This window comes from Arthrobacter sp., assembly GCF_048266065.1.
Lineage (GTDB): Bacteria > Actinomycetota > Actinomycetes > Actinomycetales > Micrococcaceae > Arthrobacter_H.
Window position 1 is genome coordinate 36,169 of sequence record NZ_JBLXAH010000008.1, and the last position, 13,883, is coordinate 50,051.

Genomic DNA, 13,883 nt, shown 5'->3' on the forward strand with positions numbered 1-13,883 from the left:
ATGGCGCTGGCCGGAACCGCTCAGGGGGTTCCGGCCAGCGCTCCGTCATGCAGCTGCAACACCCGGTCGGCGCGCCCCGCCAGCAGCGGGTCGTGGGTGGTGACCAGCACGGCGACCCCCCGCTGGGTGGTCAGGGAGCGCAGCAGGTCCATCACCGAGGCGGCGGTGTGCGCATCCAGCTGGCCCGTCGGTTCGTCGGCAATGAGCAGCTGGGGCTCGTTCGCCAGCGCCCGGGCGATGCCCACCCGCTGCTGCTGCCCGCCCGAGAGCTCCCCGGGACGCTGGTCCCGGTGTCCGGACAGGCCCACCAGGTCCAGCAGTTCGGCGACCCGGGCATCGCGGAGGTCCGCGGGGGTGCCGACGATCCGCAGCGGAACCTCCACGTTCTCGGCCGCCGTGAGCATCGGCAGCAGGCCGAACCCCTGGAACACGAAGCCCAGGTGCCGTTGGCGCAGTTCCACGCGGTCGGCCTCCCGCATCGCGGTCAGCTCGTGCTCCCCGATCCACACCTGCCCGGCGTCGGGGCGGTCGAGGCCGCCCAGGCAGTTGAGCAGGGTCGTCTTCCCGGAACCGGACCTGCCACGGATGACCAGCAACTCCCCGGCGTCGACCTGGAGGTCGATGCCCGCACAGGCGTGCACCGCCGTCGTGCCCTGCCCGTAGGTCTTCTCGATGCCGGTGGCCCGGAGCGCCGCAGTCATGGTTTCTCCTGCCCGGGGCCGGCGTGACGGCCCCGTCGTGGGGGCGATGGGGCGGTGGTGGGCGCATCCCCGGGGCGGACCGTGATCTGGTCGGGGTGCAGGGCCAGCCGGACCCGGTCGCGCAGCCCCAGCGCGCTGACGTAGTCGGAGGGCAGCTGCATGCGCCCCGCGTGGTCCAGCACCGCGAATTCCTCGGCGGTGCGCGTCGTGACGCCGGCCTCGGAGATGTTGGTGCTGCGCAGGACCTCGGTGGAGCATCGGCCGTCGCGGATCTCCACGGTGCGCTGGACATGCTCGGCCACCGCCGGATCGTGGGTGACGATCAGCGTGGTGATGCCCAGTTCACGGTTGACCTGGCGCAGGGCCTCGAGGACATCGGCGCTGGTTTCCTCGTCCAGCTCGCCGGTGGGCTCATCGGCCAGCACCACCCGCGGGGTGTTCGCGATCGCCACCGCGATGGCCACCCGCTGTTGTTCACCACCGGAGAGCTCGGTGGGCCTGCGATCGGCACAATCGGCAACCTCCAGCAGGCCAAGCAGTTCCACCGAGCGCCGGTGGGAGGCGTCGCCGCCGGCCACGGTGGCCGGGAACGCGACGTTCTGGGCCGCCGTCAGGTATGGCAGCAGGTTCCGGGAGGTCTGCTGCCAGACGAAGCCGGTGGTCTTGCGGCGGAAGGCCAGCCGTTCGGCGCGGCCCATGGTCGTCAGGTCGTGCCCGGCCAGCCGGGCAGAACCCGCAGTGGGCCGGTCCTGGCCGGCCAGGATGGACAGCAGCGTGGACTTCCCCGAGCCGGACGCACCGACCAGGGCCGTCAATTCGCCGCGTTCGAGCCGCAGGCTCAACCCCTGCAGTGCCTGCACCTCGACGGAGGCATGCGCGTAGATCCGCACGAGCTCCTGGCACAGGATGTCAGGCTCCGGCGGGGCAAGGGCGGGGGCGGTCGGGGTGGTCATGTCAATCTCCGATCCTCAACAGGGTGGATGGATGCTGGCGCCGCGCCAGGACGGCGGCGGCGACAACTGAACACAGGACGACGACGAGCAGCCCGCCGAAGAGCAGCGTGAGCAGGACGGGATCCGGGACGACCACCGGCGACGCTGGACCTCCGGTGAACGGGCGCAGGTCCACGGTGGCGTTGAGCAGGTACGGCAGCGCCACTCCCAGCGGGATGCCGCCCAGGGCCGCTGCGGCGAGCAGCGGCCCGAGTTCCCACACCAGCAGCCGGGAGTCGTCGCGGGCCGGGAACCCCAGTGTGCGCAGCAGCCCCAGGAGGCGGTTGCGGGCCGGGGCGTTCCCGGCCGCGACCAGCAGGATGGCCAGGGCCGACAGCACGGCGGAGACGGCCACCAGGACCACCAGCGCGGCGGCCAGGCCCGCGGTGGTGGGGGCTGCGCGCAACGCCGCCGCCCGTTCCCCGGGGTTGGCCACGCCCAGCGAACCGACGTCCCGGAGCTGGGGCAGCGAGGCGATGTGGGCGCCGATCCCCGCCGCGTCGGCCCCGTCGTCGAGGTGGAGCAGGACCGTTTGTGGCTCCAGGACGGTCCCGCTGGCGTGTTCCAGCCGTTTGGAGTCTGCCAGGATCCACCGGTCATCGGCGGTCAACCCCGTGGCATCCGGGGCCACGGCCGTCACCGTGATCCGGGTGCCGCCGGCGATATCGGCGTCGACGGTATCGCCCACCGACAGCCCCAGGGAGGCCGAGGCGATGACCGGGACCCCTTCCTGGCCGGTGGCATCCAGCCGGGCCAGCGACGCGGGATCCACGGCGCCCGGATATCCTGCCTGGGCCCGGCCCAGCTGCCGGCTGTCGGCGGAGATCAACCGGACACTGAGCTGCCGGGCGCCGGCCTCCACCTCAACCCGTTGGGCACCGTTGAGCGCCGCTGCGGCCGACACCCCGGGGACGTCGGCGATCGCCGCCACCTGGTCTGCGGTGAATCCGGCAGCGCCCACGCGCACGTCGGCGCCGATGGCGGTGCGCGCCGTGGATTCGATGCCGTGGTCGAGCGTGGAGAGGGTGAGTGCCGAGAACGTGGCCATCGACAGACCGATCAACAGGGCCAGGACCGGAATCATCCCCCCGGCGGGGGCACGGTGCGCCCGGGCCGGGCCGAGGAACCCCGTGAGCCCTGGCCGCCGCTGGCGCAGGCGCAGCAGCCAGGCCAGTGGCAGGGGGAAGACGCGCAGCACCAGGACGCAGACCAGCAGGGCCAGCAGCAGGGGAGTGATGGTCAACAGCGGGGCCAGTGCAGGGCCCAGCCGGGCACCGTCGGCGCGCACCAGCAGCCAGCAGGCCACCGCGGCGGCGGCCAGGACGAACAGCTCGGTGGCCAGGCGCAGTTGCCGGGCCATCCGGGTCGCCGGGCGGGCCGGGGCCGCGCCCGTCCGGTCCGTCCAGGGCATCAGGCCCAGAACCGCTGCCGGGGCGAGCCCCAGCAGCAGGGGCAACAGCCAGCCGGCAGTGTCCAGCGGTCCGGGCACGATCGCCGCCGCCGCCCCGACGCCCACGGCGGCCGGGGGCAGCCCCAGCGCCAGCCCTTCGAGCGCGAGCCGGCTGCGCAGTTGCAGCGGCGAGGCGCCCCGGGCCGTGGCCAGCGCCAGCGTCGGGCGGCGCCGCTCCACCACGATCCGCCCGGCCAGCACAAGCGTGGCCAGTGCGATGCCGAGCGGCCCGGCGACCATCATGGTCATGATCTGCCGGGCGGCATCGGTGCGTTCGAGCACCTCGGTGATCTTCTGCGGCGCAGTGGTCTCGAAGCGGGCCGAGACCGTGTTGGGGAAGGGGCCCGAGAACTCGGGGACCTCGAAGGTGCGCTCACTGCCGGCAAAGAGCGCCAACTGGTCCTCCAACCGGGGCGCGGTGGCCGCCGTCAAACCGGAGAGCTCCAGCGGATACCAGATGTGCGTCCTGATCCCGTTGTAGAGCAGCGCCGGTGTCCTCGGGGCCGTGGGGTCCACGAGGACCTGGGCGGAGATCGTGGTGCCGTGCTCGGGTTCGAAACCGATGGACGGTGTGGCCGCTTCGGGGTTCATTGCCCAGTAGCCGGAGGAGGCATCGGAGGGTTCGAAGATCCCCGTGGGCACCAGCAGGAACTTCGTGGGGGCGTCCCCGCGGAGCAGGTGCGTCTGCCCGATGCCCCAACCGGCCTGCTCGGACAGCTCCCGGGAGATCAGCACCGGGATCCTTGCAGTGTCCACCTCACCCTGGGAGACCCGGTCCAGCAGGGAGGGATCTGCGGGCGCCGGCGCCTTGCCCTCCACGATGTCCAGGTGCTCCGCGGCGAACGGGTCAACGGTCAGCGACACGTCCATGGTCCCGATGCCCGACGGCGGGTCCGTCACCGTCCCCGGCCGGGAGGTCGTGCGGAACCGGGCCGGACCCAGCAGATCGGACAGGGGAGGGCCCGCCGCCGCGGCGCTCCGGTTGGTTGCCGCGGCGAAGAGCCCGTACAGGTCCCCCACCTGTGCCGGCAGGGCCACGTCCTGGCCCGCCGGCGCCGGCCCGGTGGGCATCCAGTCGATGGAGACCGCCTGGGGATTGCGGACCCCGGCGGACAGCGAGGAGAGCTCCTGGCGTAGTTCCGCCGTCGTGCTCGATGCCGACAGGCGCGGCCACAGCGCCAGCAACAGGGAGGCCAGCAGCACGATCGCCGCCAGCATCACCGTCCCCGGGGTGAGCCGGTGGAATTGGTGCCGCAGCAGCCGGGGCAGGCGGTAGGTGGTGGGGGTACCGCGCATCATGCGTCCCCCCGCCCGGTGGTGTTCCCGGCGGGCGGGCGGCTGCCGCGGGCCGAGAGCCAGCCGGCGCCGGCCCCCAGGCCCAGGTGGACCAGGATCGCCAGGCCCACGACTCCGGGCACCACCAGGGGCAGGGACAGGGCCTCGGGGACCCCGTGGACCACTGCCCGGACCATGGATGCGTGGGTGAGCGCCACGGCCGCCAGTCCGACGCCGGTGCCTCCGAGGGTGGCCAGGGCACCCAGGAGCGTCATTTCCAGGATCCTGGCCCGCTGCTGGACCGCCGCCGGGAGGCCGAGCGCCGAGAGCAGTGCCACCTCGCCCCGGCGGGTGCGGGCCAACGCCAACACATGGGCCGCCAGCGCGATGGCCGCCACGGCGAAGGTCCCGAACGCCGTGAGCCACAGGACGATCGTGGCCGGGGCGGCGAAGCGCGCAGCTGTCTCATCCACTGCGGTGTCCAGCCGGTCACCGGGGGCCAGCAGGGGTGCGGCGGCAGCTGCCACGGCGGTGGGGTCGCCGGTGTCGACCAGCAGCTGGTTGGGCCGGTGGATCGAGCCGGGCAGGTGCAGTTCGGTGCGTTCCAGCGCCGGGAGTTCCACCAGCACGGCCAGTGTGTCGGTGGTCCCGGGGACCACCTCGACGGTTCCTGCGATCTTGATCTGCACGTTGATTCCGCCGGTTTCGATGCCCAGGACGTCGCCGACGTTGCGCCCCAACTGGTCCAAGAGTGTTTCGGTGACCAGTGCGGGTACCGGTTCCGGCGGCACGGCGGGCCGGTCCACCAGCCGCACGGTGGCGTCTTGGCCGTCGGTGGCGGGAAGGGTGAAGCCGGAGGGGTCGGTGGGGTCGGGGGAGAAGGGTGACTGCTCACCCGGGCGGAGTTCCCCGACCTGCCCGGCGGTGCCCTCGATGGGGTTCGGCAGCAGGCCCAGCTCGGCGGCGGAGGGGAGGTCCAGGTGCTGCCCGTCGGCCGCCAGGGAGGTCAGCTCGACGTGGGTTCCCTCGGGCGAGGCGGAGGCCAGGCGCACGTCGAGGGCGGCGATGGCGGGTGAGGTGATGCCCTCCGGCAGGTCGAACCCCAGGGAAACCTGCCGCCAACCGGAGCGGTGGCCACGCTCGGTGGTCGTGGACTCCAGAGGGACCAGCCGTCCGTCGCTGCCGGTGATCCAGGCGATGGCATCGATCGGATCCTGCCCCGTCGCGGCGCCGCCGCCGGGGGGCTGCGGGCCGATCGCCAGATCGAGGGTGGCCGTATGCGTTCCGGCGGGCAGGCCGACGGCAGGTGCGCGGGGGGTGGGGTGCAGCGCCGCGGCCAAGGTGGGGGCATCGGCCGTGGGAAGTGCACCCAGGGCACTGGCCGTCGCCCCCGGGTCCAGGGCCTGCAGGGATCCGCTTTCCTGGCCGAATCGGGTCGGCAGGGACAGGGCGAGGGTGGCCGAGCTGACGTGGGGAAGCGCGGCGTAGGGTGCCGGGTCCGGCAGCCCCCGGGGTCCCTCGAGCAGTGAGGAGCCGGCCACGTCGATCCTCACCGGTGCCGCGTTGGCCAGCAGGCCGCTGGTCCGGGTGGCCGCGGCAAACGTCGAGCCGTAGGACATCGCCACCACCGACGCCGCGAGGGAAACGGTGACCAGGAAGACCGGCAGGACCAGGGCCAGGGTGTTCCGGGCCAATCCGGTGAGCGTCGACGGGAGCAGGAACCCCGGGCGGCGGCGCGTCGCGGAGGCCAGTGCCCGGCAGGCCAGGGCGACCGCGAGCACGGTTGCCCCTCCTCCGGAGAGAACGAGCAGGGCCGTTGCCCACGCGGCCGGCGGGTTGACCCGGGTGGTCCCGTCGGCCATCCGGAGCAGCGGACTGCCGGAGACCCGCAATTGCCAGAGGCAGAAGGCGGCGACGCACAGGGCGAAGACCAGGGCGATCACCGACAACGCCGACGCATTGCGCCCACCGGGACGTTCAGTGCGCCGCGCCCGATCCAGCCGGAGCACTTCGGCCCGGCCCGCCTGCAGTCCCAGCGCTCCCGCACCCGCCAGGCACCCGAGCACCATGACCGCCGGGACGGCCCACGTGCCGGAGAGCACCGCTGGCACCAACGGAACCCCGGCGGAACTGGCCCCATCGAGCCAGCCGAGCAGCGCCGGTACGGTGGCCACGGCAGCGGCCCACCCGGCCGCAGCGGCCACCAACGCCAGCAGGCCGGTTTCGAGCGCGTTGGAGAGGGCCAATTGCCACCCGGACACCCCGCGCGCGAGCAGCAGACCGGTTTCGCGGCTCCGTGAACCGGCCAGCAGGCGCAGCAACTGGACCAGTGCCACGACGCCGACGGCGGCCAGTGGGACCAACGCGCTGGGCAACATCGCACCGACCGCCTGGGTTCCCTGGTCGGCGGTGCGCAACGCAGCGGCCAGGTTCCCGGAGCCGACGACCCCCGAGTTGTTGATGTGGGGGTCCTGGACCATCGCCGGCACCAACGCGTCGACGCCCGCGCCCAACCGGCCCAGATCGGCGTCGCCGATGTGCCCGGGGTCCGCCGTCAGCGTCCAGACGAGTTGGCGGTCCGGGAACGTCGCGGTCAGCTCCCGTGCCGGCAGGACGGCCAGCGCGGGGGCCGTGGTGGAGCCGCTCGGTGCGTCGGGCGCCAGCAGGGCCTCCCCGGTGGTGGTGGGGTCCACGATGGCCCGCACGGGCAGACGCAGTCCACCTGCGGGGCCGTCGGCCACCAGGACGTCGCCGACGTCGAGGTGCCAGGCATCCGCCGTCGTGCTGGTGATGGCCACCCCGGGGGTGCCCTCCGTGGGGAAGGTGCCTTCGCGGACCGGAAGCCGGTCCGGCGCACCGTCGAAGGACGTGAACTGGACGCTGGCTCCGTCCGCGACACCCCGGACCGGGTAGATGCCGCTGCGCTGCGAAACGGTGGCATCCAGGCCCCCGGAGAGTCCCATCCGCTGCATCAGTGAGCTGGCCGTGGCCTGCTGGGCCGCCGGATCCCCCGAGGCGGTGGTGTGGATGCGATGCAGGAGAGGCGGGGCGTGCACCGGGATGAGGGTCGAGCGCAGGGCCTGGACGCTGGCCAACTGGCTGTAGGCCAGGGCGCCGGCCAGGATCGCGGTCAGCGCCAGGATCGTCACGCCGAGCAGGGCCAGCAGGCGCGACCGTGAGGCAGCCCGCTTGCGTAGTGACGTGGCCCCCACGTGCCGTCCTGACCTGAAGTGTTCCTTTGATGTTTACTTCGTCAGCCTAGAGTGTGATCCGGCCCACCGCCACCGAGGTCTTCTTCGGGCGTCGGAGTGGCGGTGGTGTGGCGGCTCAGCGGCCGCGTGCGGCCAGGCGGACCACCAGTGCGTCGGGGGCAAGGCGCGCGAGGAAGGTGATGACCTTGTACTTGGTACTGGGGATCGACACGGAGCGCCCGGCCATGGCGTCGGTCAGGCCGCTGCGCACGACCTCCTCGGCCTCCAGCCAGGACCAGGACGGGATGGACTTCTTGTCGATCTTCATCCGGTCGTGGAATTCGGTGTGGGTGAAGCCCGGGCAGACCGCCGTGACGGTAATGCCGCGGTCCCGGTAGAAGACGTTGGCCCACCGGCTGAAGTTGACCATGAAGGCCTTGGCCGCCGAATAAGTTCCGCGCGGGGTGAAGGCGGCGGCGGAGGCGACGTTGATGATGCGCCCGCCGCCGATCTCCGCCATGGTCCGCAGGGCGGCGTGGGAGAGGATCATGGGGGTGCGGATGTGGATGCCGAGGTGGGTGAGCTCGTCGGAGAGGTCGTTGTCGGCGAAGTTCCCGGTCAATCCATAACCGGCGTTGTTCACCAAGGTGGTGACGGGCTGGTTGGAATCGGCTAGCCGGTTCGCGACCATCTGCACGCCCGACTCGGTGACGAGGTCGGCGCTGATGGTCTGGACCTGGACGGCATAACGGGCCCGCAGCGACTCGGCGGTGGAGTCCAGGCGTTCCTGGTCGCGGGCCACCAGCACCAGTGAATAGCCCTGGGCCGCCAGCTGCCGGGCGAACTCGGCACCCAGGCCCGCGGTGGCCCCGGTGATGAGCGCGATGACTGAAGGTTGCGCGGAATAATGCGTCTCGGGATGCTGCGTGGGGCTGGCCATGTCTCGACTGTAGCGGGGTGCACCGGCCAGTCCAAAGAGGCGGAGCCGACGAGACGGAATCGTCACCGGGAGGCAATAGGCAAGCCCGGCTTTGCGTAATAACCCGGGCTAAGGCTAGCCTAACAAGACAGTGTTCTTCCGGGTGTTTGCCCGGGCCAACCGCGAAGGGAGTCCAGCGTGGATGCCAGCGTCCTTGTCCGCGCCGAACCACCCCGCGCGGTGTGGGGTCGATGTGCCGGCCACTGATTCCCTAGGCAGCGCCGGAGACCCCGAGCAGGTAGTGCATTTGGGCTGCGACCGAGCGTTCGGCCGCGCCGCGTACCGCGGGGTCCACGTCGGCATAGACCAGATCGGTCACCTCTCCGATGGATGGCCGCGCCCCGGCCGCTGCGCCGCCCAGGCGGGCGAGTGCCTCCCGGACCTGGTCCAGCCGTTGCAGCCGGTGTTCGGCGTACTGCTCGACCACCGTGCCCAGATGTGGGTGCGCCGGCCCGTGGGCCGGCAGCAGGACGGCATGGCCGAAACCGGAGAGCACGTCCAGGCTGGCCAGGTAGTCCCCCAGCGTGCCGTCCGGAAAATCGAGGATGGTGGTTCCGCGCCCCAGCACGGTGTCCCCGGTGAGGACCGAGCCGTGGTGTCCATCGTCGGGCAGCAGGAAGCACAGCGAGTCCGAGGTATGGCCCGGAGTGGTCACCACCTGGATCGCCAGGCCGGCCACGGTGATGACCTCGCCGTCCACCAGGGGTTCGGCGGCCCGGCAATGTTCGGCGAGCGCGGCGCGCACCGGGGCGCCGGTCAGCTCGTGCAACCGGTCGATCCCCTCCGTGTGGTCGCCGTGCCGGTGGGTGATGAGGATCAGTTCGACGGCGCCCTGGCCGGCCAGCGCCTGCAGGTGGCCCTCATCGGCGGGGCCGGGATCCACCACCACGGCGGCGGCATCCGGGGCGGCACGCAAGATGTACGAATTGGTCCCGTCCAATGTCATCGGCCCGGGATTCGGGGCGGTGATCAGGACGGCGGCATCGGTCACGTGCAACGGCGGGGCGGGCGTCGGCTGGATCATGCCGCCAGTCTAGGGCAGCGGCGTCGACCCGGCCCCACGTCCCGGCCAGCAGGATGGCGCCCACCCGGCGCGAGCACACCCCACCAGCGAAGGAACCCATGAACCCCCTGAACGCAGAGCGGCTGTCCCAGGACATCCCCGCCGGTGCGATCACCCTGATCGTCGGCGCCAACGGCAGCGGCACCTCGGCCCTGCTCCGCGACCTGGCGGCACTGCACGCCGCCGATCCGGCCGACCCGCAGGGCCTGTTGGCCGAACCCCACCCGGGGTTCGAGGGGGCCACCGCCCGCGAGTACGTGGCCCGCGGCCGGGCGCCGCAGGGCTCCGCCTCCGCGGGATGGACCGGGAGCGACGACGAGGCGATCGACCGTGCGCTGCTCGCCACCGGGTGCACTGGCATCGCCGACCGCCACGAGGCGGACCTCCTGGCAGATCAGCTCCAGCTGCTCGCGGTGGCCCGGGTCCTGGGCCGGGAGACCGGCGTCGTGCTGCTGGACGAACCGACCAACCACCTGGACGTGGCGCAACGGCTGCTGCTGCTCGACGCGATCGCGGACCTGAACCGCAGGAACGGCACCACGGTGGTCATGGTGGTGCACGACCTCAACCTGGCCACCCGCTACGCCGACCACCTGGTGGCGCTCGTCGACGGCGCGGTGGCCACCTCGGGGCGGCCGTCCGAGGTCTTGACCGCCGAGCTGGTCCAGGACGTGTTCGGGTTGCCGGCCCGGGTCATCACCGACCCCGTTGCCGGATCCCCGCTGGTGCTGCCGATCGGCCGCCACCGGGTCCTGCGGCCCGAGGCTGCGGAGGCGCGGGACACCACGCGCTTCCGCACCACCCGCCTCGACGACGAGGCCCCGACGGCGGACACCGGCCGGGGTGGGGTGCCCGGGGCGGGGGAGGATGGCGGGGAGGCCGCCGTCGTGCAGGAACCGCGACGCCCCTCGGTCGAGGTCTGCCCGACCCTGGCCTTCGGCCTTACGGCTGTCGATGTCCAGGACCTGGGACCCAGTTTCCGCCGGTTGACCCTCGCGGGCCCGGAACTGGAGCACTTCGGCACCGGCGGCCACCCGCTGGATCTGCGCATCAAGGTCCTGGTGCCGCCGCCCGGCGAGGGGGCCGTGGAGCGGATGCGGGCCCTGTTCGCCGACCTGGCCCCGGGCGGGACCATCAGCGACGAGGACGCCTCCGGCTGGTACCGCACGTGGTTGGCCAAGGACCCGTCCGAGCGCGGCTCGATGCGCACCTACACCGTCAGGTCCTTCCGTCCGGCCGGGCACCCCGGCAATGCCGGGGTGGACCCCGAGCTGGACCTGGACTTCGTGCTGCATGTGCGCCGCGAGAACGGCGTGCTGGTGGGCGGGCCCGCCTCCGTGTGGGCCGCCGAGGCCCAGATCGGCGACGAGGTCATCATCCTGGGTCCCAATCGCGCGTTGTGCGGCCACGACTACGGGGGCATCGAATTCCGTCCCGGGCAGGCCCGGCGCATCCTGCTGGCCGGCGACGAGACGGCGGCCCCGGCGATCTGCTCGATCCTCGAATCGCTGCCGCCGGGCATCACCGGCGACGCGTTCATCGAGGTGCCCACGGTCGAGGACATCCAGGGGTCGTTCACCCGTTCCGGCGTGGCAGTGCAGTGGCTTCCCCGGGGGATGCAGGCCCCGGGGGACCTGCTGGAGGCGGCGGTCCGCTCCGCCGTTGCCGTCCCCGGTGCCGGCGCCGTGGACCCGGGCAAGGACTTCGAGGACGTGAACGTCGACGAGGGCATCCTGTGGGAGACGACGTCGGGGTCGGGCCAGCCCTTCTATGCGTGGATCGCCGGGGAGGCAGGGGTCATCAAGTCGATGCGCCGCTACCTGGTCCGCGACGTGGGGATCGACCGCAAGCAGGTCTCGTTCATGGGGTACTGGAGGACCGGCCGGGCCGAGGGGTAGCCGGCGGCGGCTGCGTCATGCCCTGGACGGACCGGCCGGACCTCCGCCGGTGGCGAGGAGCGCCAAGGCCGCCTGGCCCTGTCCCCGGGGGCCCTCGTCGAGAGTCAGCCACGACGTGTGGTGAGGATCGCCAAGGGCCCGGAGGAGCGCGTTGATCCGTTTGCGGTCGCTGCCCTTGTACTGGGCTTTGAGCGTGAGCGGATCTTCCACCGTGGCCAGGAGGACGGCCGCATCGTCAGGGTGCCGGGAGCGGTCCCTGGAATCGTCGAGGTAGGCGGCCGCCTTCAGCATCAGGGCCCCCAGCTGGTCGGGGACGCTGATCGTCGCCGATGTGCCGTCCTCCATCACGACCTTGCAGTCGACTGTTCGTTGAAGCGCTTGGGTGCCGGCCGGAACACGGACCACCGGCCGACCAGCCAGCGTCCACATGTCGGATGGCATGTTCACGGCCAGTTCGAGGCATTGGGGCCACGGGTGCCCCCACCCACCTGCGGGGGCGTCGGCGGTCCACTGCTCACGCACCGCGGAACCCGTCGAGTAGTTCGTCGAGCACACGCTCTCCGGCGCTTCGCTCGCGCGTGGACAGGGAATCCATGAGGTCCAAGGCGATGGCTGCGATCGGCGCCACCTCCGAGGAAGGCACGTACATGAGGTCTGCCTCCCGGAGGACGATGTCCCCGGCTGGGTCCGTTGTCAGTGCGAACGCCTTGGCCAGGGCCTCGGCTGTCCCGGCACCAACGTACCCGTCGACCTGGCGGTGTCCTGTAGCCAGACCGAACCGCAGGGCTGCATTCTGGTCATCCGCGATGGCAGCGGATCCGGTGGAAAGCACTTCCCTGGTGAGGTGATCGGAGATCGAGCGGTGCCCGCGGTAGCGGTGCACTGTCGAACGGTTCCGGGCCAGGGCATGCATCCGGTCGGCGTCCATGGTCGAGTCGCGCAACGCCGTGCGGAGCCGCGACCGGTTCTGCGGTATCAGCCACTCGGCGCTGCCGCCGGCCATGAGATCGATGGCGGCCCAGGCGGTCTGGTGGGCCCAGCCGGGACCGCGGCGTCGAGAATAGCCGGCCAGGCGCTGCACGGAGGCCGGATCCAGCAGGAAGCTGCGTCCGGCACGGCCAGCCAGGGGGAGGCGGCCGCTGGCGACCCATGCGCGGACGGTTTTCACGTCCGTGTCCAGGGCCGCCGCTGCATCCTTCGTGGTCATGTACCGGAGGGGGGCCATTATCAGGTTCACCCCTTCAAGAGGGCATTAGTGGTTATTCTTGATGTAATCACATTACGCCCTTTGAGCACCCGTTAGTGGTTACTGCTGAGGTTTTGCGTGGTCACAACCGGTGGGCCCCATCGGTCCTGCGGTCCGTTGAAGCAGATCAGTTTCCGCCCGGTGCATCCAGGTAGCTGATGCCGGTGAGCTCCTCGGAGAGCTCCCAGAGCCGTCGGGCCGCCGCGGGATCGTGGGCCGCCTCGATGGACTTCGCCCGACGTGGCGCCCCGCGCAATTCACCGGGTCCGCCCGGCCCGAAGTAGTCCCCACCCCGGGCCCCGGGGTCGGTGGCCGCCCGCAGGGTGGGCCGGGCGCCTTCGCCAGGCCGGGGCATCACGGCGTTGAACACCGCACGGACCGGGCGGAGTGCCGGCCGGTCGAAGACGTGGCCGAACAGGTCCGTTCCGACGACGCCCGGGTGCGCGGCGACGGCGATCGTGTCCTGGCCAGCCGCGCGCAGGCGCCGGTCCAATTCATCGGTGAACAACAGGTTCGCCAGCTTCGAGCGGTTGTAGGCGGCGCCGGGGGAGTACCCGCCATCGGCGAACAACGGATTCGCGAAGTCCATCGACCCACCCCGATGGGCCAGGCTGGAGAGCGTGACGACGCGGGAGCCCGGCGCCGCCGCCAGGGCGTTCAGCAGCAGGCCGGTCAGGGCGAAGTGGCCCAGGTGGTTGGTGCCGAACTGCAACTCGTATCCGTCGGCCGTCAGCCCGTACGGGGTCATCATGATGCCCGCGTTGTTGACCAGCAGGTCCAGGCGGTGGTGTGCGGCGGGGAACGCCTCGGCGAAGGAGCGCACACTGGCGAGGACTGACAGGTCCAGGGCCAGGACCTCGGCACGCAGTTCGCCGACAGCGCCCACGGCGTCAGCTCGCAGCCGGTCCAGCGCGGCAGTGCCCTTGGCCGTGTCGCGGCAGGCGAGGACGACGTGTGCCCCGTGCAGGAGCAATGCGCGGGTGGTCGCGAAGCCGAGCCCGTTGTTGGCGCCGGTCACAATGGCCGTCTTGCCGGTCAGGTCACCGATGTCTGCGGTGGTCCAGGCGGTGGTGCGTGGCATGGGGTGC

At 71.9% G+C, this 13,883-nt stretch carries 10 protein-coding genes; 1 reads left to right on the forward strand and 9 read right to left on the reverse strand.

The genetic code is table 11. The features are described 5' to 3' along the window. Nucleotides 1-20: 20 nt before the first annotated feature. The 6 genes from ACN0TP_RS13575 to ACN0TP_RS13600 form a co-directional block, all read right to left on the reverse strand. Nucleotides 21-701, reverse strand: coding sequence for an ABC transporter ATP-binding protein (locus ACN0TP_RS13575; RefSeq protein ID WP_417219787.1), 681 nt, complete (start codon nt 699-701; stop codon nt 21-23). Next, a complete protein-coding gene (locus ACN0TP_RS13580) occupies nt 698-1,654 on the reverse strand; it encodes an ABC transporter ATP-binding protein (protein WP_417219788.1) in 957 nt (318 codons plus the stop codon). The genes ACN0TP_RS13575 and ACN0TP_RS13580 overlap by 4 nt, the downstream gene beginning before the upstream one ends. A gap of 1 nt (nt 1,655) precedes the next feature. After that, complete coding sequence (locus tag ACN0TP_RS13585) at nt 1,656-4,442, reverse strand: FtsX-like permease family protein (RefSeq protein WP_417219790.1); 2,787 nt, start codon at nt 4,440-4,442, stop codon at nt 1,656-1,658. Beyond that, nucleotides 4,439-7,630, reverse strand: a complete 3,192-nt coding sequence (locus tag ACN0TP_RS13590) for an FtsX-like permease family protein (protein ID WP_417219792.1) — start codon at nt 7,628-7,630, stop codon at nt 4,439-4,441. Before ACN0TP_RS13590 ends, ACN0TP_RS13585 begins: the two co-directional genes overlap by 4 nt. 115 nt (nt 7,631-7,745) lie before the next feature. Then, nucleotides 7,746-8,549, reverse strand: a complete 804-nt coding sequence (locus ACN0TP_RS13595) for an SDR family NAD(P)-dependent oxidoreductase (protein ID WP_417219794.1) — start codon at nt 8,547-8,549, stop codon at nt 7,746-7,748. Nucleotides 8,550-8,799: 250 nt separating this feature from the next. Then, a complete protein-coding gene (locus tag ACN0TP_RS13600) occupies nt 8,800-9,612 on the reverse strand; it encodes an MBL fold metallo-hydrolase (RefSeq protein ID WP_417219796.1) in 813 nt (270 codons plus the stop codon). Between the two features lie 98 nt (nt 9,613-9,710). Between ACN0TP_RS13600 and ACN0TP_RS13605 the strand changes: the two genes are divergently transcribed. Further along, nucleotides 9,711-11,549, forward strand: coding sequence for an SIP domain-containing protein (locus ACN0TP_RS13605; RefSeq protein ID WP_417219798.1), 1,839 nt, complete (start codon nt 9,711-9,713; stop codon nt 11,547-11,549). 15 nt (nt 11,550-11,564) lie between these two features. Here ACN0TP_RS13605 and ACN0TP_RS13610 read toward each other — a convergent pair whose 3' ends face one another. From ACN0TP_RS13610 to ACN0TP_RS13620, 3 genes are all read right to left on the reverse strand, one after another. Next, nucleotides 11,565-11,894, reverse strand: a complete 330-nt coding sequence (locus tag ACN0TP_RS13610) for a hypothetical protein (protein ID WP_417219799.1) — start codon at nt 11,892-11,894, stop codon at nt 11,565-11,567. Nucleotides 11,895-12,063: 169 nt separating this feature from the next. After that, entirely contained in the window at nt 12,064-12,756 is a 693-nt protein-coding gene (locus tag ACN0TP_RS13615; RefSeq protein WP_417219801.1) for a helix-turn-helix domain-containing protein, read from the reverse strand. A 166-nt stretch (nt 12,757-12,922) separates the two neighbouring features. Further along, nucleotides 12,923-13,876: an oxidoreductase gene (locus ACN0TP_RS13620; RefSeq protein WP_417219802.1), complete on the reverse strand. Its 954-nt coding sequence runs from the start codon at nt 13,874-13,876 to the stop codon at nt 12,923-12,925. Nucleotides 13,877-13,883 lie beyond the last annotated feature (7 nt).

What these genes read in the sequence shown, in the direction of transcription:
- ACN0TP_RS13575 (WP_417219787.1), bottom strand. Translation starts at nt 701, where the DNA reads ATGACTGCGGCGCTCCGGGCCACCGGCATCGAGAAGACCTACGGGCAG.
- ACN0TP_RS13620 (WP_417219802.1), bottom strand. Translation starts at nt 13,876, where the DNA reads ATGCCACGCACCACCGCCTGGACCACCGCAGACATCGGTGACCTGACC.
- ACN0TP_RS13595 (WP_417219794.1), bottom strand. Translation starts at nt 8,549, where the DNA reads ATGGCCAGCCCCACGCAGCATCCCGAGACGCATTATTCCGCGCAACCT.
- ACN0TP_RS13600 (WP_417219796.1), bottom strand. Translation starts at nt 9,612, where the DNA reads ATGATCCAGCCGACGCCCGCCCCGCCGTTGCACGTGACCGATGCCGCC.
- ACN0TP_RS13585 (WP_417219790.1), bottom strand. Translation starts at nt 4,442, where the DNA reads ATGATGCGCGGTACCCCCACCACCTACCGCCTGCCCCGGCTGCTGCGG.
- ACN0TP_RS13615 (WP_417219801.1), bottom strand. Translation starts at nt 12,756, where the DNA reads ATGACCACGAAGGATGCAGCGGCGGCCCTGGACACGGACGTGAAAACC.
- ACN0TP_RS13610 (WP_417219799.1), bottom strand. Translation starts at nt 11,894, where the DNA reads ATGGAGGACGGCACATCGGCGACGATCAGCGTCCCCGACCAGCTGGGG.
- ACN0TP_RS13580 (WP_417219788.1), bottom strand. Translation starts at nt 1,654, where the DNA reads ATGACCACCCCGACCGCCCCCGCCCTTGCCCCGCCGGAGCCTGACATC.
- ACN0TP_RS13605 (WP_417219798.1), top strand. Translation starts at nt 9,711, where the DNA reads ATGAACCCCCTGAACGCAGAGCGGCTGTCCCAGGACATCCCCGCCGGT.